Genomic DNA, 20,257 nt, shown 5'->3' with positions numbered 1-20,257 from the left:
AAGCCACGGTTGGAGCCCGGCGCAGGCGCGGCCGGCGGTCCTCCGGCAGCTTCGATGGACGGCGACATAGGCCCGTCGTCGTCCTCCGCCGAGACATCCTCTGCTGGCGGCCGGGCCCGGCACGGGTGCCAGGTGACCGGCGTCGAGGGAGCGTCACCATCGACGCCCCGGAGCGGCCCGTGCAGCCGTCCGCGTGGCTCTGTCGGGGAACGGCGCCGTAGCGTCCCGCGATGGCCGATGGCGACGACAGCCCCGACCCCGAGGACGACGCTCCCAACGACGAGGCTCGTGACGACGCGACCGACCATCCGAGGGCGACGCCTCCTCGTCGCACATTGGATGGAAGAACCTTGGCGACGTGCGCCGTCATCGCGCTGGTCGCAGCGCTGGTCGCGGGCTTCGTCGCCAGCCGCCTCACGGACGACGACGGGGACGAAGGGGAACCCGGACCGGGAGAGCTCACGCTCGCTGAGGATGCGCCCGACCTGGCCCTCCCCCGGCTGGGTTCGGACGAGGAGGTCCGCCTGACGGACTATCGCGGTCAGCCGTTGGTCGTGAACTTCTGGGGTTCGTGGTGCGTTCCCTGTGTCGAGGAGATGCCCGATCTGGAGCGCGTGTTCCAGTCGGTCGGCGACCAGGTTGCCTTCTTGGGTGTGAACGTCAACGACTCCGTGGAGGCCGCAACCCGCATGGTCGCCCGGACGGGCGTGACCTACGACCTGGCGCAGGACGTGGACGGTGCCCTCGGTCGCGCCCTCGAGGTCACCACGTTCCCGACGACGTTCCTCATCGACGCCGACGGCACCATCGTCGACGTCTCGCGACGCGAGATCTCGGCCGAGAGGCTGTGCGAGAAGATCAACCAGTCGCTGCTCAACCAGTCGCTCGAGGAGTGCGGGTGAGCGCCGCTGGCGACGCATCGGCTCGCTGGTTCCGAGGCGTCTGATGTCGAGTGCCGATGTTATCGTCGCCCACCGATGCTAGGTGCGCCAGAACTCACGCCGCATCCTCGGTGCGCACCCCTATCCGCTCTCGAGGACGGTGACGGCCGGACTGGCGAAGCGCTGCGACCCACCGAGCTGCGCCAGGCCGACAACTCGACGTATCGGTTCCGAGGGTGAACTCGGCTCTCGGCACCGCGGGTGTCGCCCTCGCCCTCGTCGCCTCGCTCGGCGGCATCCTCACCGTCGTCGTCGCCCAGACGAAGGGTCGGCCCGCCCTCCTCAAGCAGATCCCCGCCTTCGTGGGCTTGGTCATGCTTGGGGCTCTGCTGGCCGTCGCGGCGCTGCAACGGGCACTCATCACACGCGACTTCTCCGTCGATTTCGTCGCGCAGAACGGCAGCCGATCGACGTCGTTGCCGTTCACGATCGCGACGATGTGGGCTGCGCTGGAAGGCTCGATCCTGCTCTGGGGGCTCGTCCTCGCTGGCTACCTGGTGGCGGTGGCCTGGAAGTTCCGGACCCGGCTCGACGATCCGGTGGTGGCGTGGGCCATGCTGGCCCTGTTCGTCGTCACTGCCTTCTTCTTCGGGCTGATGGTGGGTCCGGCCGACCCCTTCGGCACCGTGGCCAACCCGCCCACCGAGGGTCCCGGGCCCAACCCGCTGCTGCAGGACCACCTGCTGATGGCCTTTCACCCGCCGATGCTCTACCTGGGCTACGTGGGGGTCACCGTTCCGTTCGCCTTCGCCATCGGCGCCCTGGCCACCGGCCGGGTGGGTGAGGGCTGGCTGGTCGAGACCCGTCGCTGGTTCCTGTTCGCCTGGGGTTTCCTCACCGTCGGCATCGTGCTCGGTGCGTGGTGGAGCTACGAGGTGCTCGGCTGGGGCGGGTACTGGGCGTGGGACCCGGTCGAGAACGCCTCGTTGCTGCCCTGGCTCACCGGCACCGCCTACCTGCACTCGGTGATGGTCCAGGAGCGGCGCGGGATGCTCCGGGTCTGGAACCTATCCCTGCTCTGCGCCACCTTCGCCCTCACCATCCTGGGCACCTTCCTCACCCGCTCCGGCGTCCTCGACTCCGTCCACGCCTTCAGCGAGTCGACCATCGGCCCCCTCTTCCTCGGCTTCTTCGGCCTTGTCGTGGTCGTCACGCTCGGACTCATCGGCTGGCGCGGCGAGCAGCTCCGCGCCCCGGGACGCATCGACTCACCCCTGTCTCGCGAGGCCTCCTTCCTCGCCAACAACCTCCTGTTCACCGGGTTCGCCTTCGTCGTGCTGTTCGGCACCGTGTTCCCCCTCATCGCCGAGGCCGTCGATGACCGGCGGGTGTCGGTCGGCGTGCCCTACTTCAACCGCATGGCCGGCCCCATCGGCCTGATGCTGCTGTTCCTTATGGCGGTCGCCCCGGCCCTGCCATGGCGCAAGGCCTCGACCGAGACCCTGTCGCAGCGCCTTCTCTGGCCGGCCTGGTTCGGCGTCGGCGTGGTCGTCGCATGCGTCGCCGCCGGCACCCGGGGCATCGTCCCCCTGGTCGCATTCGGCCTGGGCGCCTTCGCCGGCGCCGCTGCCCTCCGCCAGGTCATCCTGGCCACCCGGCGCAACGGCTGGCGCGGCCTCGTGGGCCGCACCAACGGCGGCATGATCGTCCACTTCGGTGTGGTGATGATCGCCATCGGGCTGGCCGCCTCGGGGTCGTTCGCCGAGCAGGCCGAGGCCCGCATGGCCCCGGGCGACACCCGCACGATCCACGGCCACGAGATCACCTACGTCGGCTACGAGGAGCGCGACTCCGACCCGACCCGCCTCGTCCGGGCCACCGAGGTCCGCGTCGACGGTCGGACGCTCGAGCCCCGGCTCCAACGATTTCCGAACGCCAGCCAGGAGATCGGCAAGCCGGCGGTGCGCTACGGCATCGGCGACACCGTCTACGTCGCCCTCCTCCAGGCGCCCCGTGAGGCCGACGGCACGATCCTCCTGCGGGTCATCGTCCAGCCCCTCGTCGGCTGGCTGTGGGCCGGCGGCGCGGTGATGGTCCTCGGCACGATCCTGTCCGCCTTCCCTGGGCGCCGCCGCCGGGGCACCGAGCCCACCTCCGCACCGAGCCGCTGGGACCGCCGGCCCCACGACGACGACACCGACCCAGTCCTCGGCGGCACCGGCGCCGCCGGCACCGACGAACCCGACGAGCAGCGCGAGCCGGTGGTGACGACATGACCGATGTCCACGCCGACCCAGCCCTTGACCCGGGGGAGGACGACGAGGCCCCGGCCCGACGCTGGCGGGTGCTCGGGCTGCCGGTTCCGGTGGTGGTCGCCGGCGCTCTCGGCGTTCTGATGGTCCTGCTCATCGTCCTCCTGGCCACGCGCGATCCGGCGTCCGACCGCCAGGTCGACAGCCCCCTGCTGGGTCGGTCGGCGCCACGCATCCAGGGCACGACCATCGAGGGCCGAGAGTTCGACTCGGCGACCTACGACGGCCGCTGGCTCGTCGTGAACTTCTTCGCCACCTGGTGCGTGCCCTGCATCGAGGAGCACTCTGAGCTTGTGGCTTTCCAGCAGGCCCAGCGCGAGGCCGGACAGGCCAACGTGATCAGCGTCGTGTTCGACGATGATGAGGCCTCCGTGCGCCGGTTCTTTGATCGCAACGGCGGCGACTGGCCAGTCGTCCTGGCACCGTCGCAGGTCATCGCCGACTGGGGCGTCCGCGGAGTCCCCGAGTCCTTCGTCGTCGACCCCTCCGGCACGGTGCGCTACAAGCTGATTGGTGGCGTCACCGCCCAGGGCCTCAGCAGGCTGGTCGGTCCGTGACCGGGACGTCCACCGTCGAGCCCATCTGCCTGGACTGGTGCGGGTGATGGAGACCGTCACGCTCCCCCTCGTGGCCGTCGTCGCTGGGTTGGTGTCGTTCAGCTCGCCGTGCTGCCTTCCCCTGATCCCGGGGTACCTGTCCTATGTCTCGGCGCTTCCGGTGTCCGAGCTGGGTCAGCGATCGTCCCGACGGATGACGTTGCGAGCGGCGTTGCTGTTCGTCGCCGGGTTCACCGCGGTCTTCACCGCGTTGGGCGTCGGCGCCACGGTGGTCGGCTCGGCCCTGCTGCGCAACCAGGACACTGTGGTGCGCTGGTTCGGAGTGGTGATCATCCTGCTCGGCCTTTCGACCATGGGACTGTTGAGGCTCCCGGTCCTCCAACGCGAGAAGCGGGTCGACCTGGCCAGAGTGCCGCGCGGCCCGGCGTGGGCCTTCCCGATGGGCATGGCCTTCGCCGCGGGATGGGCGCCGTGCATCGGGCCCGTCCTCGCCACCATCTTGGCGACGGCCTCGGTCGCAGGCAGCGCCTGGTGGGGCGGCATCCTGCTCGCCCTGTACTCAGCCGGGCTCGGCATCCCGTTCGTGCTCCTCGCCCTGGGGTTCAACCGTGCCAGCAGCTCGATGGACTGGCTACGCCGCCACAGCCGTCGCATCGAGATCGCCGGAGGAACCCTCCTCGTCGTCGTCGGAGTGATGTTCATCACCGGCCGTTGGCAGGCACTCTTCCGGCCCATGCAGCGATGGTTCGCCCAGTGGGGCTGGCCACCGATATGAGGCCTGCGACGAAGGTCGTCGCCACTGCACTCACGGTCGCGATGTTTGGTTGCAGCAGTCCGGCCCCGGCGGAGCAGGAAGGGGAGGAGGTGGTCGCCGCCGTGTGCGAGGCTCGAGCCGCGGCCGCTGGGGGCGACGCAGACGGGGCTCGCCGGACCTTCGTCAACAACGCTCACGGACGCCTCCACGAGCTGGCGGCGGAGACAGGCAGGGTCGACCGGCGCGCCGAGGCTCGGTTGCTAGAGGCGAAGCAGCGTGTGGAGGCGGTGCTCGAGGAGCCTGGGCCGGACTTCGCCGATCGCCTGGAGAGGCTCGCGGTCGCCGCGGCCGAAGCAGCCGAGGTGGTTGACGACGAGCGCCCGGCCGGGTGCTAGGTCATGAGAGGTTCATGAGACTCCCAAGAGCAGCCTTCCTCGTGGTCGCCCTCGCCCTCGCAGCGACCCTTCTGGGATGTTCCGACGGAGGCGGAGGCTCTCGCGACTCGGGTCAGGCAGACGGTGGTTCCGCTCCGGCTGCGCTTCCGGCGAACTTCGATCTCGCCGCTGACAGCCCTCAGCCTTTCCTGCTCGGGCTCATCGGTGCCGGCCAAGAATCCATCGCCTACGGGACGATCGATCTCGCCTTCGAGTTCGTGGGGCCCAGAGACGACCCGCTGTCAGAGCCTCGGCCTGGGCAGTCGGCGTCGGCGTCGTTCCAGGCCGTCTCGGGCAAGCAGATCGATCCCGCCACACCGGGGCCGAAGGCAGTGTCACCATCGACCGCACGGGGCGTCTACGCCACCGAGCCCCTCAGCTTCCCCGACGCTGGCTACTGGAACGTGTCCACACAGCTGTCCCTCGAGGAAGAGCCGGTCACGGTGACGGCAGTGTTCGAGGTGCTGGAGGATCACAAGGTGTCGGCGGTCGGAACCCCTGCGCCGAGAACCGAGAACCCCCTCGCCGGCGACGACGCCGTCCCTCCGGCAGCGATCGACTCCCGCGCTAGAGACGACGAACCCATCCCCGATCCCGAGCTGCACGAGATCTCGGTTGCCGACGCACTCGCTGCGGGTCGTCCGTTCGTGGTCGTGGTGTCGACGCCCACCTACTGCACCAGCCTGTTCTGCGGCCCCATCACCGACACCGTTGGCGACCTGTCGGAGCGGTACGCGGATCGGATGGAGTTCGTGCACCTGGAGGTCTGGGCCGACTACGAGGGCCAAGACCTCAACCCCGCCGCTGCGGAGTGGATCCAGCAAGAAGACGGCGAGGGCAACGAGCCCTGGACCTTCGTCGTTGACGCCATGGGCGTCATAACGCACCGGTTCGACAACTTCGCCAACGAGGACGTCCTAGAACGGGCGATCGAGGACACGTTGGCGGCCTGACGTCGGCCCGGGCGGCGAGCATCCGGGGCCGGGTGCTGGATCCAGCAGGTTCACCATTGACGCATCGGTCAATGGCTATAAGATCGGTGCATGTCGATCATTCGTGATGGGGAGAACACCGACCTCGCCCTGGGCGCCAAACTGTTCCGGGGGCTCGGTGACCCGACCCGGCTTGCCATCCTGCGGACCCTGGCGGGTGGGGAGCGGAGGGTCGTCGACCTCGTGGGCGAGATCGGGACCTCGCAGCCCAACATCTCCGGCCACCTGGCCTGCTTGAAGGACTGTGGGCTCGTTACCGATCGCCCTCAGGGGCGGGCGGTGTTCTACGCACTCGCCACCCCCGAGCTGTTCGACGTGCTGCGATCGGCAGAGTCGTTGTTGGAGGCGACCGGGCACCAGATCGCCCTGTGCCCGAACTTCGAGGAGGGCGTGTCGTGAGCGCCGAGGCGGAGCGGGGGCTCTTGGTCGACGACAGCGGAGCTCACGACGAGGACGACGAAGGCGCCGAGCGGATCTGGGAGAGCCCCGAGGTGCGTTGGTCGGCCCTGTCCGGGTTGCTGCTCCTGGTCGGCTTCCTCATCTCGGCGTTCGACGGGCCCGACGCCGTGGCCTCCGGTGTCTACGTCGCCGCCACGGTGGCAGGGGCGCGGTTCTTCGCCCTCGAAGCGCTCGAGGAGCTGGTGCGCGAGCGCAAGATCGGCATCGAGCTGCTGATGACGGTGGGCGCGCTCGCCGCTGGCGCCCTGGGCGAGTGGGGCGAGGCGGCGATGTTGGTCTTCCTCTACTCGATCTCCGAGGCGCTCGAGGAGTTCACCGAGTCCCGTACCGAAGGTGCGATCCGCGCACTCATGGACCTGGCTCCGAAGACCGTCACCTTGCTGCGCGACGGCCAGCAGATCGAGACACCGGCGAAGGACGTCGTCGTGGGCGACCGGTTCCTCGTCCGCCCGGGCGAGGGGCTCGCCACCGATGGAACCATCATCGAGGGTGCTTCCGCGCTGGACGAGTCGGCGGTGACCGGCGAGTCGATCCCCGTGGAGAAGACCGCAGGGCAGAAGGTGTTCGCCGGGACGCTCAACGGCTCCGGTGTTCTCACCGTCGAGGCGACAGCGACCCACGAGAACAACACGCTGGCCAAGATCGTCCACCTGGTCACCGAGGCCCAGGAGGAGAAGGGCCGAGCGCAGCGGTTCATGGAGCGATTCACCAGCCGCTACTCACCTGCGGTCCTGGCCGTCGGCGTCGCTGTCGCCGTCATCGGGGGCCTCATCGGCGACTGGCACACCTGGCTGGAGCGGGCTGCAACGGTGATCGTGGCCGCCGCTCCCTGTGCCCTCGTCATCTCGATCCCGGTCACCTACGTCGCCGCCATCGGCAACGCCGGTCGCCGCGGCATCTTGGTTAAGGGCGGCGTCGTCCTGGAAGACCTGGCCACCGTCCAGGTCGCCGCCTTCGACAAGACGGGCACACTCACCCACGGGCGCCCCGAGCTCGTCGAGATCCTCGCTGCCGAGGGCATCGACGACCTCGGGGCCTTGGCGCTCGCGGCGGGCGTGGAGCGCGCCAGCGAGCATCCGCTCGCCAAGGCCGTCGTCGAGGGCGCGGTGGAGCGCAAGGTCGCCGCCGCGGAGGTCACCGACATCACCGCGCTCGTCGGTGCCGGCATCGAAGGTCGCCACCAGGGGCGCCGCATCCTCGTGGGCTCCCCCAAGCTGATGGGCGAGCGCGGGTTGTCGCTGGCCGCCTTCGGGGACCGCATCGCCGAGCTGGAGTCTTCTGGTGCGACGGCGGTCGTCCTGGTCGTCGACGACGTCCCACAGGCTGCGTTCGGCCTGGCCGACACCATCCGGGACCAGGCTGCAGGGACGGTCTCTGCGCTCAAGGTCGCCGGCATCGAGCGCACGGTCATGATCACCGGCGACAACCGCCGGACGGCCGAGGCCATCGCCCAGCGAGCGGGCGTGGATGAGACGCTCGCCGAGCAGCGCCCCGAGGACAAGGCGGCCGCCATCCGTGATCTGCAGGAGCGCTACGGCGGCGTGGTCATGGCCGGCGACGGGATCAACGATGCGCCCGCCCTCGCCGCCGCCACCGTCGGCGTGGCCATGGGTTCGGCCGGCAGCGACGCCGCGCTCGAGACCGCCGACGTCGCGCTCATGTCCGACGACCTGTCCAAGCTCGCCGACGCGCTCTATCTCGCCCGGCGGACCCGGAAGGTCGTGCGCCAGAACCTGGCGCTGTCGTTCGCCGTCCTCGTCGTGCTCGTGCCCGGCGCCCTCCTCGGGGTGCTCAACCTCCCGATCGCCGTGGCCGGCCACGAGCTGTCCGAGCTGGTCGTCATCATCTCGGGCCTGCGCATGGCCCGCGCCGGCGCCGCACCGCGATGACCACCGAGCGGACCGTCGCCTTCATCGACCTCGCGGGGTTCACCGCCCTGACCGAGGTCCACGGCGACGGCGCCGCGATCGATCTCATCGACGCCCTCACCGACGCAGCCGTCGAAGCCTGCCGCAAGGCCGAGGCGCAGCTGGTGAAGACCATTGGCGATGCCGTCATGATCGCCGCCCCGACACCGGCCGCTGGGTTCGAGGCGGTGCGACTCCTCTTCCAGGTGGCCTACGGGCTCGACGGCTTCCCGGAACCGCGCGCCGGGCTCCACCACGGCCCTGTGATCGAACGAGATGGCGACTACTTCGGTGCCACCGTGAACCTCGCCGCCCGGGTCGCCAGCCGGGCCGCCAGCGGCCAGGCGCTCATCACGGAGCCCATCTTGGGAGCGGCGGCCGAGGCCGACATCGACGTCGTCCCGCTGGGCTCCCAGCAGCTCCGCAACATCCTCGACCCCGTCGAGCTGTACGCCGTCGAGCTCTGCGCCACCCAAGTCGATGTCGCCGTCGACCCGGTGTGTCGCATGCGCCTCTCCTGCCAGGCGACCATCGCCCGAGTGAAGCACGCAGGCATCGAGCACCGGTTCTGCTCGCTCGGATGCGTCGCCGCCTTCGCCACCGACCCCGACCGCTACATCACCGGAGCGTCCACGTGACCCGCCACCGCCCGCCGCCCTGCCCCGCCAGCACTTCGACGAGGGCCGCAGCCCGATGACAGCGGCGGAGACCTTCGATGTCGTCGTGTTGGGCGGTGGCACCGGCGGCTACTCGTGCGCCCTGCGAGCAGCCGACCTCGGGCTGCGCACCGCCGTGGTCGAACGGGACAAGGTCGGCGGAACGTGCCTCCACCGCGGCTGCATCCCAGCAAAGGCACTGCTCCAGGCGGCAGAGGTCGCCGAACACGCAGCCGACGCCGCCCACTACGGCGTGCGCGCGACCTTCCACGGCGTCGACCCGGTAGCAGTTCAGCGCTACAAGCAGCGCATCGTCGACACCAACCACAAGGGCCTCCAGTCGACGCTTCGCCGCCGCGGCGTCGAGGTCATCGCCGGCACAGCCCGGATGACCAACGCGACCACCCTCGACGTCGACACCGCCGACGGCCTCCGACGGGTGGCTGCAACTCGCGGTCTGGTGCTCGCCACCGGCTCGGCACCACGAGCACTGCCGGTCGAGGGCCTCGACGTCGACGGGCACCGCGTGATCACCAGCGACCACGCCCTGTTCCTCGAGCGGGTCCCCGAACGGCCGATCATCATCGGTGCCAGCGCCGTCGGCGTGGAGTTCGCGACGATCTGGAAAACGTTCGGCGCCCGATCCGTCACGGTCATCGAGGCACTGCCGGCCGTCGTGCCACGCGAGGACGTCGACACGAGCAAGGCCCTTGCTTCGGCCCTGAGCAAGCAGGGCATCGACGTGCGCACCGGGGTGAGCGTCGTGGGCGCAGACCGGTCCAGCGACGCCGTGCGGGTCCGGTTGGGCGACGGCACGGCTCTCGAAGGCGACATCGTCCTCGTTGCCATCGGCCGCGCGCCTGTCAGCGACGGGATGGGCTTCAGCGAGGCCGGTGTAACGCTGGACCGTGGCTACGTCGGTGTCAATGAGTGGTGCGAGACCGAAGCCGCAGGGGTCTACGCCATAGGCGACGTGATCGGCCGCCTCGGCTTGGCCCACTCCTCGTTCCAGGAGGGGTTCCTCGTCGCCGAGCGCATCGCAGGCCGGTCCGTGGTGCCCATCGACTACGCCGGCACACCACGCGTCTACTACTGCCACCCCGAGGTCGCCTCGGTCGGCCTCACCGAGCAACAACTCACCGAGCGCGGCATCCCCTTCCAGAGTCAGCTGCACCCCTTCAGCCACAACGCCCGGGCGATGATGACCAAGGCCAGCGGGCACGTGAAGGTGCTCGTCGGCGCCGAGGGTGGGCCGGTGCTTGGCGTCCACATCGTGGGCCCGCGTGCGACCGACATCATCGGAGAGGCCCAGCTCATCTACAGCTGGGAGGCGCTCCCCACCGAGGTGGCCCAGTTCATCCACCCGCACCCGACCCTCGTGGAGGCCATCGGCGAAGCGCACATGGCCGCCGCCGGGCGACCGCTCCACGGCTGATGGCGCCGCTGATCGAACTGCGGGACGTCACCCGCGAGTACCGCATGGGCGAGGTGACGGTCCAGGCCCTGCGTGGCCTCGACCTCGATGTCGACGCGGGCCAGGTGGTGGTCCTGCTCGGACCTTCGGGTTCGGGCAAGACAACTCTCCTCAACCTGATCGGCGGCCTGGACTCCCCCTCCTCGGGTGCGGTCGCCGTCGCTGGCGAGGCGACGGCGGACCACGATGCGCGGCGTCTGGCGGACTACCGGGCGCGCACGGTCGGGTTCGTGTTCCAGTTCTTCAACCTCATCCCATCCCTGACCGCCGCGGAGAACGTCGAGTTCGCCCTCGCCCTCGTCGACCGCGACCACGCGGGTGCAGCCCGGCGAGCTCGGGAGCTGCTCGAGCGGGTGGGGCTCGGGGACCGTGCTGATCACTTCCCGTCACAGCTGTCCGGTGGCCAGCAGCAACGAGTCGCCATCGCCCGCGCTCTGGCCAACCGGCCCGCAGTGCTCCTGTGCGACGAGCCGACCGGCAACCTCGACGTCGACACCGGCCGCCAGGTCCTCGACGTTCTCAACGACACGGCCCGGCGGGAGAACACCACGGTCCTGCTCGTCACCCACACGGCGCCATAGCTCCTATGGCCGACCGGGTCCTGCGGCTGCGCGACGGACGCATCGAGTACGACGAGCGCAACCCGAACCCGACCCCGCCAAGCGAGCTGGACTGGTGACCCGGCGGCTTCTCGCCCGCAAGACGCTCCGGGAGCTGCGCGCCAACCGCGCCCAGACCATCGCCCTGGCGTCGGTGATCGCTCTCGGGGTGACCGTGTTCATCGCCGCCATCGGCGCCTACCAGGACCTGGCCTCCTCCGAAGCCACCACCTATGAACGCCTCCGCCTCGCCGACGCCTGGTACCGCATCGAGCCGACGGACCAATCCCTCGTCGAGGACGTCGCGACGCGACCCGATGTGCAGGACGTCGAGGCCCGCCTGGTGATCGACAGCGGCCTGCAGGTCGGGCGGGATCGCGTCCGGGCCCGGCTCATCGGGACCAGCGTCACCGGGCCGGCCGCAGTGAACGACGTGGCTGTCATCGACGGGCAGCGGCCGTCTGACACCGACGGAGTGCTCCTCGAACGGACCTTCGCCGAACGCCGTGGCATCGCACCGGGCGACACGGTGACTGCGCTCCTCGACGGCGAGGAGGTCCCGTTGCGCGTTGCGGCGACGGTGGCGACACCCGAGTACTTGCAGGTCACCCCCGACCGCTACGAGCTCCTCCCCGCCCCCAGCAGCTTCGCCGTCATTTTCATCGACCGGACCCAGCTCCAGGAGCTGACCGACAATCGCGGCCAGGTCAACGACATCGTCGTACGCCTGGACGGCGACAACTCCTCGACGGCCGCCGTGGAGGCCGACCTGCGCGGGCGGGCCTCGGTGATCGAGGCCACCCCTCGCTCCGACCAGGCCAGCTACGCCGCCCTGGAGCAGGACCTAGGGAGCTTCCGCGCCATCGCCATCGCCATGCCCACCATCATCCTTGCCGCCGGCGTGATCGCCATGGCCGTGATGATGGGCCGCGTCGTCCGCAGCCAACGACCGCTCATCGGCATCATGAAAGCGCTCGGCTACACCGACCGTACCGTCCTGACCCACTACCTCACCCACGCCCTCGTGATCGGCACCATCGGCTCGATCGTGGGTGTCGTCGCAGGAAGCCTCCTAAGCGGCGTCGTCACCCGCGCCTACACCGCCGAGATCGGCGTTCCCTACACCACCTCCGCCTTCCACCCCGCACTCGCCGCACTGGCGGTCGGAGTCTCGCTCGTCGCCATCGCCGTCGCGACCTGGCACCCCGCCCGCCGGTCCGCCCGACTCGCCCCCGCCCTCGCCACCCGCATCGACCCCGTCGGCCTCGACCACCCGGGGAGGCGAAGCCGAATCGAACGCCTCCTGCCCCTGCCGCTCAACGCCCGCCTGCCCCTCCGCACCGCCACCAGGGCCCGAGGCCGCGCCATCGGCACCGCCAGCGGCATCGCTGCCGCCATGCTCCTGCTGCTCATGGTCCTCGCCCTGCGCGACGCAGTGGATCTCTTCATCACCCGCACGTTCGATGACCTCGAGCAGTGGGACATCGCCGTCACCTTCGACGAACCACGAGACCCCGCCGCACGCGCACCGATCACCGACACTCCCGGTGTCACCGAGGCCAGTCCCTTCCTTCAGGCTCCTGCGCGTCTCGAAGCGCGTGCCCGCGCCCAAGACGTGCTGCTCACCGCCCTCGATCCTGGACAGGACCTCCGCCGACTCCGCCTCGATGGCACGACGATGGCCAGAGCGCTTGCGCCCGGCCAGATCGTGCTCACCGACGGGCTCGCAGACGATCTCGGCATCGACGTTGGCGACTCGCTCACCGCGGCCACGCCAACCGGCCCCGTCCGCCTCAGGGTCAGTGCCACATCCGACGAGCCCATCCCGTCCCGGGCCTACGTCGGGCTCACCACCGCAGCCGAGGTGGCCGGCGCGACCGTCGCCAACGGCATGCACCTCCGGGTCGAGGGCGACCAGGCCACGATCCGCTCGGCTCTCTACGACGTCCCCGGCGTCACCGCCGTCGCGGTCCGCGACGAGCAACGATCCGACCTGCGGTCGCTGCTTTCGGTGTTCGACGCCCTCATCGCCGTGATGCTCGCGTTCTCCGGCGCCATGGCCTTCGCCGTCCTCTTCAACGCCATGACCATCAACGTCCTCGAACGCGAACGCGAATACGCCACCATGCGATCCGTCGGCGCCCGGCCCGCACTGATCGCCCGCCTCCTCGCCCTCGAGGTCCTGGTGCTGTGGGCCCTCGCCCTCCTCCCAGGCCTGCTCGCAGGAACGTGGGTGGCCGCTCGCCTCGGCGACGCCATAGCCGCCGACCTCTTCACCCTCGAGGTGCGGGCCACACCTGCGAGCTACGTCATCGCCGCGGCGGGGGTCCTGGCCATCGCCCTCCTTGCCCTACTGCTCCCCCTACGTCGCGTGGCACGCCTGGACCTGGCGTCCGCCACCAAGACCCTCGGATGACCCCTTCCGAGCCGATCAAGGCAGTGGTCGAGCGGGTCTAGGTGCCGTCGTCGTCCAGCAGCTCGCGGATCGCCCGGGCGAGCTCGGCCGCCGTCAGCTCACCCGTGCGAGTCCCCGCGATGGTCCCGTCGCGGGCGACGAACACCGTGGACGGCATGCCGAAGAGCCCGTAGTCGCGTGCAGTGCCGCGGTCGGGGTCCATGCCCGACGGATAGGCGACGCCGGCCTCGGCGACGAACCCGAGCGCATCGTCCCGGTTGTCCTGGTGATTGACCCCGATGAAGGCCACCCGGTCACCGAACTCGTCATACGCCGCTTGCAGCGCCGGCATCTCCCATCGACACGGCAGGCACCACGAAGCCCAGAAGTTGACCACCGCCGGGCGACCACCCCGACCGTCGAGACCCACCGTCGCCTTTGGGTCCTCCAGATCGGGCAGGTCGAAGTTCGGTGCCTGCTTGCCTTCGCCAGCGCGAAGTTCGGCCGGCCGCGGAGTCCATGCAGAGTTCCCCGCGACGACCGCCACCACGGCAAACCCGAGCCCGATCCACGGGCGACTCCGTCGCCACTCTCGACTCGTCGAATCCGCCTCCGCCTTTCGGCGGGTTCGCCTATGCCCGCTCACATCGGTCCCGCCTGCTGTTCCCGCTCCCCTGACTCCCGCCAGCGACCTGCGCCGGCTCACCGCTCCGAGGTCTCGGCCTGGGACACGCCGATCGGTTCGGTGCCGCGTCCCCGCAGCTCTTGGCGAGCACCGTCGAACACGATGAGCGCCGCTCCTGTGCATATCGCGACGTCAGCAAGGTTGAAGGTCGGCCACCACGTCAGATGCACCATGTCGACAACCGAGCCACCCACCATCCGATCGAGCAGGTTGCCGACCGCCCCTCCGAGCACAAGCCCAACTGCAAGCGGTGGCTGCAGGCGACCCGTCCAACCAGCCCGGGCCAGGCCGACGCAGAGCGCCCCGGTGAGCACGAGGAGCAGACCGGTCGGTGCCGACTGACCGAGGCCGAACGCGACCCCCGGGTTTCGCGACAGCTGGAGCGAGAGCGATCCCCCGATCTCAACCGGCACAGCCAGCGCGGCAGCAGCCCACATCTTCGAGGCCGCATCGACCACGAGGGCGGCCCCCGCGGCGACGACCAGGCGCCGGCGCGCACTCACGCTTCGCACTCGCAGATCGAGGGCCGCTCAGCGCGGGCATGCCAGAGCTTGCGGGCAGTTAGTTGCATCGGCGAGGGATTGTATTATCGCCGATCCGTTATGAGAAGTCGGCACGCCTACGCGCTGGCGCCGAGAAGCCGCTCCGCTTGAAGCGACTGGTTCACCTGCAGAGCGACCAACCCGACCATCGCAGCACCCAGCACGAACTTCCGCGGGACGAAGACCTCCACCCATCGACCCGTCAGCCGACCCACGACGGCGCGAACGATCACCGCCACAACCAGGATGGCGAGCAGCGGCACCACCGGGTTCCACGACCACGCCACCCCGACATCACCGTTGGCCAACGCGAGGGTCCCTCGCGTGCCGCCACAGAACGGACAAGGGATGCCGGCGCTGTGGAGCGGTCCACCTGGGTCGAACTTCGGCAGACCACCGACTCGAAGTCCGATGGCGCCGAGGACAGCCGCAGCACCAAGGACAAGCAGCCACCTGGCGCGATCCGCAGAAGCGAGGGCGACCCGGGGACGGCCTGCCGCTGCCGCTGTCATCTCGATCATCGTCCCTTGCTCCTTCCGTGATCGAACGCAACCTACGGCATGCGACGGAACGAGGTTCTCGCAAGGCTCTCGGCACTGCGCTCGAACCGGGAGTTCGTGAGCCGTGGCCCCTACGGCGTTGTGCGGTCGTACAGGACCTGGCTCACCCAACCGCCATAGCCGCTCCAGCCGCGGCTCTGCCCCAGGGCAGCCACGCGCTCGATGGCCCGGTGGCCGGCAGGTGTGCGCCAGACCCGTTCGCCGTCCCACTCCAGCAAGCCGGCCTGACCCAGACGGCGCATCGCCAGCTCCTTCTCTTCGAGGGAGAGATCGCGGAACGCCTGGCCCATCAGCTGGGCTCGGGAGACGCCGTCCAAGCCCGGCGTAGGCCAGGACGATGTAGTCGATCGTGGGGTCCTCGCCAGCCGAACGGGCTCCGTCACTTGGGTACATGCGTTCCCACGATCGCGCGACCTGCTGCTGCGATCCACGGTCCATCGAGATTTCTTCGGCCGAGTCCGTCAGACGGGCACAAATCGGGCACAAACGGCTCGCCACGGGACCGATCGGGACGCAACGGACCGACACGGGATGGACGGCGGCGGCGGAGCCCGGAAACGACAAAGCCCCTGGTCGGAGGGCGTTTCTGCCTCCTTCCAGGGGCTTGGTGCTGAGCACCCCCAACGGGATTCGAACCCGTGCCGCCACCTTGAGAGGGTGGTGATCTGAGCGGAATCCGCGCCATGCCGCGGCGACAAACTCCCTGGTCAGCCCGCCTGCCGAAGCACGGGCCGTTGACCCCCAGGCCGCTGAGGGACACAATCGGGACACATTCCTGCTCGAAGCCCGCAGGGCGTCGGCGAGCCGACGCACGAGAGCTTCCTCACCCCATCAGGGCCTAGTGCCCGCGGAGAGGAAGCCTCATGCCGCGCCGGATCTACAGCAAGCCGATCGCCTCGTTCGAGTACGGGACCCGCGTCTACGCACCGTCCGAGTCCAGGCCCACCTACCGGGTAATCGCCAAGGACCCCAACGGCAAGCGGATCTTCCTCCGCTTCTCGACCGAGGCCGAGGCCCGCCAACGCGCCCGCGAGATCGAGACGTCACTCGCCTCGTCGGTCACCCTCCCCGGGAGGGGCAACGCCCCGACCACTGTCGGGCAGCTGATCGACCGCTACCTCGCCAGTCTCGGGTCCCGGTCGACCCGGTACGCCGAGCGTCAGGAGTACCTTCTCCGCTGCTGGGTCCGCCCTGTGCTCGATGACCATCCGCTGCGGGCCTGGACCCCCGCCGACTCCGATCAGGTGCTCGACCAGGCTCGCGCCTCGCTGGCGCCGGCGACGGTGCAGAACCTCGGTGCCGCGATGCGTGCGCTCGTCACCTTCGCCTTCAAGAACCGGTGGCTCCCCCGTGAGGCAGACCCGATGTGGAAGGTGCAGTACACGCCGAAGCCCGAGCACCAGGGCGAGGCAACCGGCTTCATCCCACGCGACGACCTGCCGACCGACGAGCAGTGCGCCGCCCTCTTCGCGGCGCTCGCCGAGCAGGGTCATCCGGACTGGGCACTGGCCATGAGGCTCAAGCACCGCAGCGGCCTCCGCTGGGGTGAGCTCATCGCCCTCCGCCCGTGCGACCTGACCTTCTCGCCGAAGCGGAGCATCGCCGTCGTCCGGGCCGTCGAGCAGTCCCGGAAGGGCTTCGCCATCAAAACCACCAAGAATCGGCAGCGCCGGCAGACGATCTTCCCGGCCAGCCTCTGCGACGACCTCGCCGCCTGGTGCGCTGAGCGCCCATCCGACGCCCTCCTCTTCATCGGCACCGACGGCGGCTTCGCCAACCGCCGGACGGTCCAGCGCTTCTGGGCTCGGGCAGCGAAGGCCGCGGGCTGGCCCATGCAGGGACCGATGTCGGCGATCTGGCACCCCCACGACATGCGCCACGTCGCCGCCTGCTGGATGCTCTACGACGTCGGCCTCGAGGCACCGGCGGTGAGCGCAATGCTCGGCCACGCCAACACCGCCTTCACCCTCAGCCGCTACGTCAGCGTCCGAGGCGACCTCGCCGCCACCGCCACCGCCGCCACCGAAGTTTGGTGACGCCCTTGGTTGCCAAAGTCCCGGTACTTGACGACGTCCGCCCTGAGGCTCGCTCGGCAGGGTCAGAGTCCGGCGTCGTCTTCGAGTCCCTCGTTGTCCCGTGGGTCGTCTAAGCCATCCTCGGGCGCAGCCATTAGATCGAGGAACTCGGTGGTGCTCATGCACTGCACACCGCACCTACCGCACGCCGTGGTCATCGCGATCTTGATGGGCATCCGGTCCACCGCGTCGTCAGTCACGACGACCACATCGTGACCAGCGGCGATCATGTCCAGAGCCAGTCCAATGACCTCAGGGTCCGCCTCTTCTCGGTCCGAAGACTGATCGACCACCTCTGGTGCCTTCGCCATCACGGCCGCAACCGACGCCGGATCCGGCTCCAGTGGATGCTGCATACGGTCCTGCATCCCCCTCGCCCACGCCCCGGGCATGTCCGGATGCTGAACATCCGACACCTCCCGGATCACCGACTTGGCTATTGCAACCTCGCCGGCGTCCACCTTGGCCTCAAGGCGCTTGAAGAACTCCCACTGCTTGCCGACCGGGATCTCGGACTTCAGATTGACGATGGTGCTGGAGTCCAGAACGTGCACCTTCACCTGGCCACCTTGTCGCTACCCGATCGAATCATGTGCTCGAGATCGGTGAAGCCCGCGGGCGCTAGATGTAGGTACCCTCCTGCCTCTCGCTGCGTGATGAGACCCTGATCGACGCCACTTATGAACAGATCGGGCACGCGACGCCCGAAGAACCGCACCCGCTTCTCGGCTGCAGGCACGCCGCCGCCAGCCTTCTTGGTGGGCTCGGGCGGCAGATCAAGCGTGGGCCCCGCCAGTTGTTCGACAACCCCAAATAGGCGTGGCCGAACGCCCGTCTCCTCCGCACGGATGGCGGCGGCCCGCAGGCTGACCTTGAAACGGCGAGCGATTCGGGAAATCAAGGAAAACGCGTCCCGCTCGTCGGTGTCGAGGCCCAACCCGAGGGCTGCCGCCATTGACTTGAACGCCTCCGCGGGCAGCAGAAAGGCGGCAGCGAACCTCTCGCACCACCGCTCGACCGCCGGCGCGTTAGGCATCCGCGGGTTGACGAACGAGACGCAAGCGGACTCCTCCCCGAGAACGAGGTGACCCAGTTCATGCATCATCGAATAGATGCGAACTTCGGGCCTGTAGGCCGAATTCACCGCAAGCATCGGGGCGCGCGTGTCGAAGGTCGAGAACCCCCTGAGGCCGCCCCGCCCGAGCTCAAACTGGAAGACCAGAACGCCTCTTTCGGTCAGAGCTCGACGCCACTCGCGGTACGCCGTGCCCGGATCCGGCCAAGCGAGTTGCTCCTCAACCGAGACGCCGACGAAATCTCGTACCACGGCAGCGGCAGCCTCCGGCGAGACCTCCATCTGAGCGGCGGGAAGGGGTTCAGGCTGCTCGTCCGGGTTGTGGTCGATGAGCCAGCTGGCCGCCTCCTGCAGGCGCCGGGCCCAGCGGATCTCCCCGATCTCTGTCGGGGTGAGATCTCGCCCGCCGGGAGCGTGACGAAGCCGGGTAGGGAGAGCGGCCCGAGCCGGAGGCTCAGCCAGATAGAAGAGAGCAGAGGGGCGCTTCAGGATCTTCGCGATCCGTCGCAACTGAGGCACGGAGGGGCGAGCGTCGCCAGAGACCCACGACTCGACCCGCTCGGTCGGCACCTTGAGCCGCTCGGCGAGTCCCGTGATCGACTCGCCGGCCTCGTCGATCGCCCACTGGAGAACCGACGGGTTGATCGGCGCAGTCTGGGTCGGCACTTCGACAGTCTCGCCCATCCCGCGAGCATCCGTGCGCCCAGATCGATGCAGCCTGGACACCTTCACTCAGACGCACTGCTCGAACCGGCTCGCCACAGCTGCCCGTCGACAACCCGACGCCCGCAAGACCGCCCCGCCCGAGCCTCCCAAGGTCCCGAGCTTCGATCTCTAGCAGGAACCGGCCCGCTTCGACAGGCACGCGGGGACGCTCAACCGTTTCCTCGACGCCTTCGCTGCGGCCCGACCCTGGGGCGGGTGTCTCGTAACCCAGCGCTGCCGACGACCGGAAGTCCCAGGGGTAGACGGACCAGGTAAAGCCGACGACGACTGCGCCCTCGGTCTCGAACGCCTTCCTCGCCTTCGGCGGCACCAGTGTGAAGGGCGAGATGTCCACCCCGAGCGATGTCACCTCGTGATTGGCGTCCAGCACCATCAGCAGGCTGAGAGGCGCAAAGGACAACTCCATGACCCACGCCCAGCGCCCAGTCTCGGTGTCGACCTTGAGCTGAGGGCCCACCATCCTGGTTCGGGGTCCCCAGCAGAGTGCGAGATGGATCGCCATGCGTCCCGGTAGGTCGACGCAGGCCCGCTCGAGGATCATGTCGCGGATCTCCGGGTGGCGACCGGCCAGATCCCATCCTCCGCTGAGGCTGCACATCATGGAGAGGACCTGGCGGATGAAGTCCCCCGGCGCGACTCCTCCATCGTCGGCACCGCCGAGCCTGAACTCGATGCCGAAGGGTTCCGGGTTGCGGTCCTGCTCGATCGGCGACGGGAGCTCTCCGAGCAGCTGGGCGGCCCGAGCCGCCCAGGCCTTGTACTCGGTGCCGTATCGCTGCCCGGTCAACTCGTTGCAGGGCTTGCACAACGTGTAGCCCCATACGCCCCCCTGCCCAGAGTCACCTCCGACGAGGTCCAACCCGCCTTCGGCCCTGTTCAGCCAGTCGTCGAAGGTGAAGGACCGGTACTGTCCCTTGTTCCCCACGGCCTGTGGGGGGATGTGCTCTCGGGTCAAATCAGCGTCGCGGCCACAGATCCGGCACCGCCCCCGATGCGGGGCCTGCGGAAGCATCTCGATCGTGGAGTCGAAGTAGTCGGCGGGGGCAACGGCCATGGCCTCCTCCCAGCCCGCGACAGCGGCGGGCGACGGAACGGTTCCCGGTTTGCTCACGGCTATCAGGCCCATCGCTGGGAGCGTACGGGGGCCCGCCCGTCAGGGCCGGCGTGTTCTCGC

General features: G+C 69.3%; 19 protein-coding genes. 13 read left to right on the top strand and 6 right to left on the bottom strand.

Annotation, left to right across the window (positions count from 1 at the left end):
* Positions 1–230: 230 nt before the first annotated feature.
* The 12 genes from HC251_RS25895 to HC251_RS25115 all read left to right on the top strand — a co-directional run bounded on the left by HC251_RS25895 (position 231) and on the right by HC251_RS25115 (position 13,441).
* On the top strand, positions 231–902 hold the full coding sequence (locus HC251_RS25895; RefSeq protein ID WP_219942233.1) for a TlpA disulfide reductase family protein: 672 nt from the start codon (positions 231–233) through the stop codon (positions 900–902).
* Positions 903–1,117: 215 nt separating this feature from the next.
* Positions 1,118–3,157: a heme lyase CcmF/NrfE family subunit gene (locus HC251_RS25165; protein WP_219942234.1), complete on the top strand. Its 2,040-nt coding sequence runs from the start codon at positions 1,118–1,120 to the stop codon at positions 3,155–3,157.
* A 68-nt stretch (positions 3,158–3,225) separates the two neighbouring features.
* The gene (locus HC251_RS25160; RefSeq protein ID WP_219942235.1) at positions 3,226–3,750 is read left to right on the top strand and encodes a TlpA disulfide reductase family protein; all 525 of its coding nucleotides are present in this window, start codon (positions 3,226–3,228) and stop codon (positions 3,748–3,750) included.
* A gap of 46 nt (positions 3,751–3,796) precedes the next feature.
* The gene (locus HC251_RS25155) at positions 3,797–4,525 is read left to right on the top strand and encodes a cytochrome c biogenesis CcdA family protein (RefSeq protein WP_219942236.1); all 729 of its coding nucleotides are present in this window, start codon (positions 3,797–3,799) and stop codon (positions 4,523–4,525) included.
* The gene (locus HC251_RS25150) at positions 4,504–4,899 is read left to right on the top strand and encodes a hypothetical protein (protein ID WP_219942237.1); all 396 of its coding nucleotides are present in this window, start codon (positions 4,504–4,506) and stop codon (positions 4,897–4,899) included. The genes HC251_RS25155 and HC251_RS25150 overlap by 22 nt, the downstream gene beginning before the upstream one ends.
* 41 nt (positions 4,900–4,940) lie before the next feature.
* Complete coding sequence (locus HC251_RS25145; protein ID WP_219942238.1) at positions 4,941–5,891, top strand: hypothetical protein; 951 nt, start codon at positions 4,941–4,943, stop codon at positions 5,889–5,891.
* A gap of 90 nt (positions 5,892–5,981) precedes the next feature.
* Positions 5,982–6,329: a helix-turn-helix transcriptional regulator gene (locus HC251_RS25140; RefSeq protein WP_219942239.1), complete on the top strand. Its 348-nt coding sequence runs from the start codon at positions 5,982–5,984 to the stop codon at positions 6,327–6,329.
* Positions 6,326–8,278, top strand: coding sequence for a cation-translocating P-type ATPase (locus HC251_RS25135; protein ID WP_255566489.1), 1,953 nt, complete (start codon positions 6,326–6,328; stop codon positions 8,276–8,278). The genes HC251_RS25140 and HC251_RS25135 overlap by 4 nt, the downstream gene beginning before the upstream one ends.
* Positions 8,275–8,934 carry an adenylate/guanylate cyclase domain-containing protein gene (locus HC251_RS25130; RefSeq protein ID WP_219942240.1) on the top strand — a complete coding sequence of 220 codons (660 nt, stop codon included), beginning with the start codon at positions 8,275–8,277 and terminating at the stop codon, positions 8,932–8,934. Before HC251_RS25135 ends, HC251_RS25130 begins: the two co-directional genes overlap by 4 nt.
* A 55-nt stretch (positions 8,935–8,989) precedes the next feature.
* Positions 8,990–10,387, top strand: coding sequence for a dihydrolipoyl dehydrogenase (gene lpdA, locus HC251_RS25125; RefSeq protein ID WP_219942241.1), 1,398 nt, complete (start codon positions 8,990–8,992; stop codon positions 10,385–10,387).
* A complete protein-coding gene (locus HC251_RS25120; RefSeq protein ID WP_370651338.1) occupies positions 10,387–11,007 on the top strand; it encodes an ABC transporter ATP-binding protein in 621 nt (206 codons plus the stop codon). The genes lpdA and HC251_RS25120 overlap by 1 nt, the downstream gene beginning before the upstream one ends.
* A 94-nt stretch (positions 11,008–11,101) precedes the next feature.
* Positions 11,102–13,441 carry an FtsX-like permease family protein gene (locus HC251_RS25115; RefSeq protein ID WP_219942243.1) on the top strand — a complete coding sequence of 780 codons (2,340 nt, stop codon included), beginning with the start codon at positions 11,102–11,104 and terminating at the stop codon, positions 13,439–13,441.
* A gap of 37 nt (positions 13,442–13,478) precedes the next feature.
* Here the strand turns inward: HC251_RS25115 and HC251_RS25110 are convergent, their stop codons facing one another.
* From HC251_RS25110 to HC251_RS25095, 4 genes are all read right to left on the bottom strand, one after another.
* Complete coding sequence (locus HC251_RS25110) at positions 13,479–13,970, bottom strand: TlpA disulfide reductase family protein (RefSeq protein WP_219942244.1); 492 nt, start codon at positions 13,968–13,970, stop codon at positions 13,479–13,481.
* 152 nt (positions 13,971–14,122) lie between these two features.
* Positions 14,123–14,608, bottom strand: coding sequence for a signal peptidase II (gene lspA / locus HC251_RS25105; protein WP_219942245.1), 486 nt, complete (start codon positions 14,606–14,608; stop codon positions 14,123–14,125).
* A gap of 116 nt (positions 14,609–14,724) precedes the next feature.
* Entirely contained in the window at positions 14,725–15,159 is a 435-nt protein-coding gene (locus HC251_RS25100) for a DUF2752 domain-containing protein (RefSeq protein ID WP_255566751.1), read from the bottom strand.
* A 119-nt stretch (positions 15,160–15,278) separates the two neighbouring features.
* A complete protein-coding gene (locus HC251_RS25095; protein ID WP_219942247.1) occupies positions 15,279–15,497 on the bottom strand; it encodes a hypothetical protein in 219 nt (72 codons plus the stop codon).
* Positions 15,498–16,070: 573 nt separating this feature from the next.
* Here HC251_RS25095 and xerC point away from each other — a divergent pair.
* Positions 16,071–17,243 (top strand): tyrosine recombinase XerC, encoded by a 1,173-nt coding sequence (gene xerC / locus HC251_RS25090; protein ID WP_219942248.1) that lies wholly within the window; start codon positions 16,071–16,073, stop codon positions 17,241–17,243.
* A gap of 62 nt (positions 17,244–17,305) precedes the next feature.
* Here the strand turns inward: xerC and HC251_RS25085 are convergent, their stop codons facing one another.
* Both HC251_RS25085 and HC251_RS25080 read right to left on the bottom strand, forming a co-directional pair.
* Positions 17,306–17,842 carry a DUF4411 family protein gene (locus HC251_RS25085; RefSeq protein WP_219942249.1) on the bottom strand — a complete coding sequence of 179 codons (537 nt, stop codon included), beginning with the start codon at positions 17,840–17,842 and terminating at the stop codon, positions 17,306–17,308.
* Positions 17,839–19,041: an XRE family transcriptional regulator gene (locus tag HC251_RS25080; protein WP_219945810.1), complete on the bottom strand. Its 1,203-nt coding sequence runs from the start codon at positions 19,039–19,041 to the stop codon at positions 17,839–17,841. Before HC251_RS25080 ends, HC251_RS25085 begins: the two co-directional genes overlap by 4 nt.
* Positions 19,042–20,257 lie beyond the last annotated feature (1,216 nt).

It is taken from the genome of Iamia sp. SCSIO 61187 (genome assembly GCF_019443745.1).
Lineage (GTDB): Bacteria > Actinomycetota > Acidimicrobiia > Acidimicrobiales > Iamiaceae > Iamia.
This window is presented reverse-complemented; position numbering and strand designations above follow the sequence as displayed.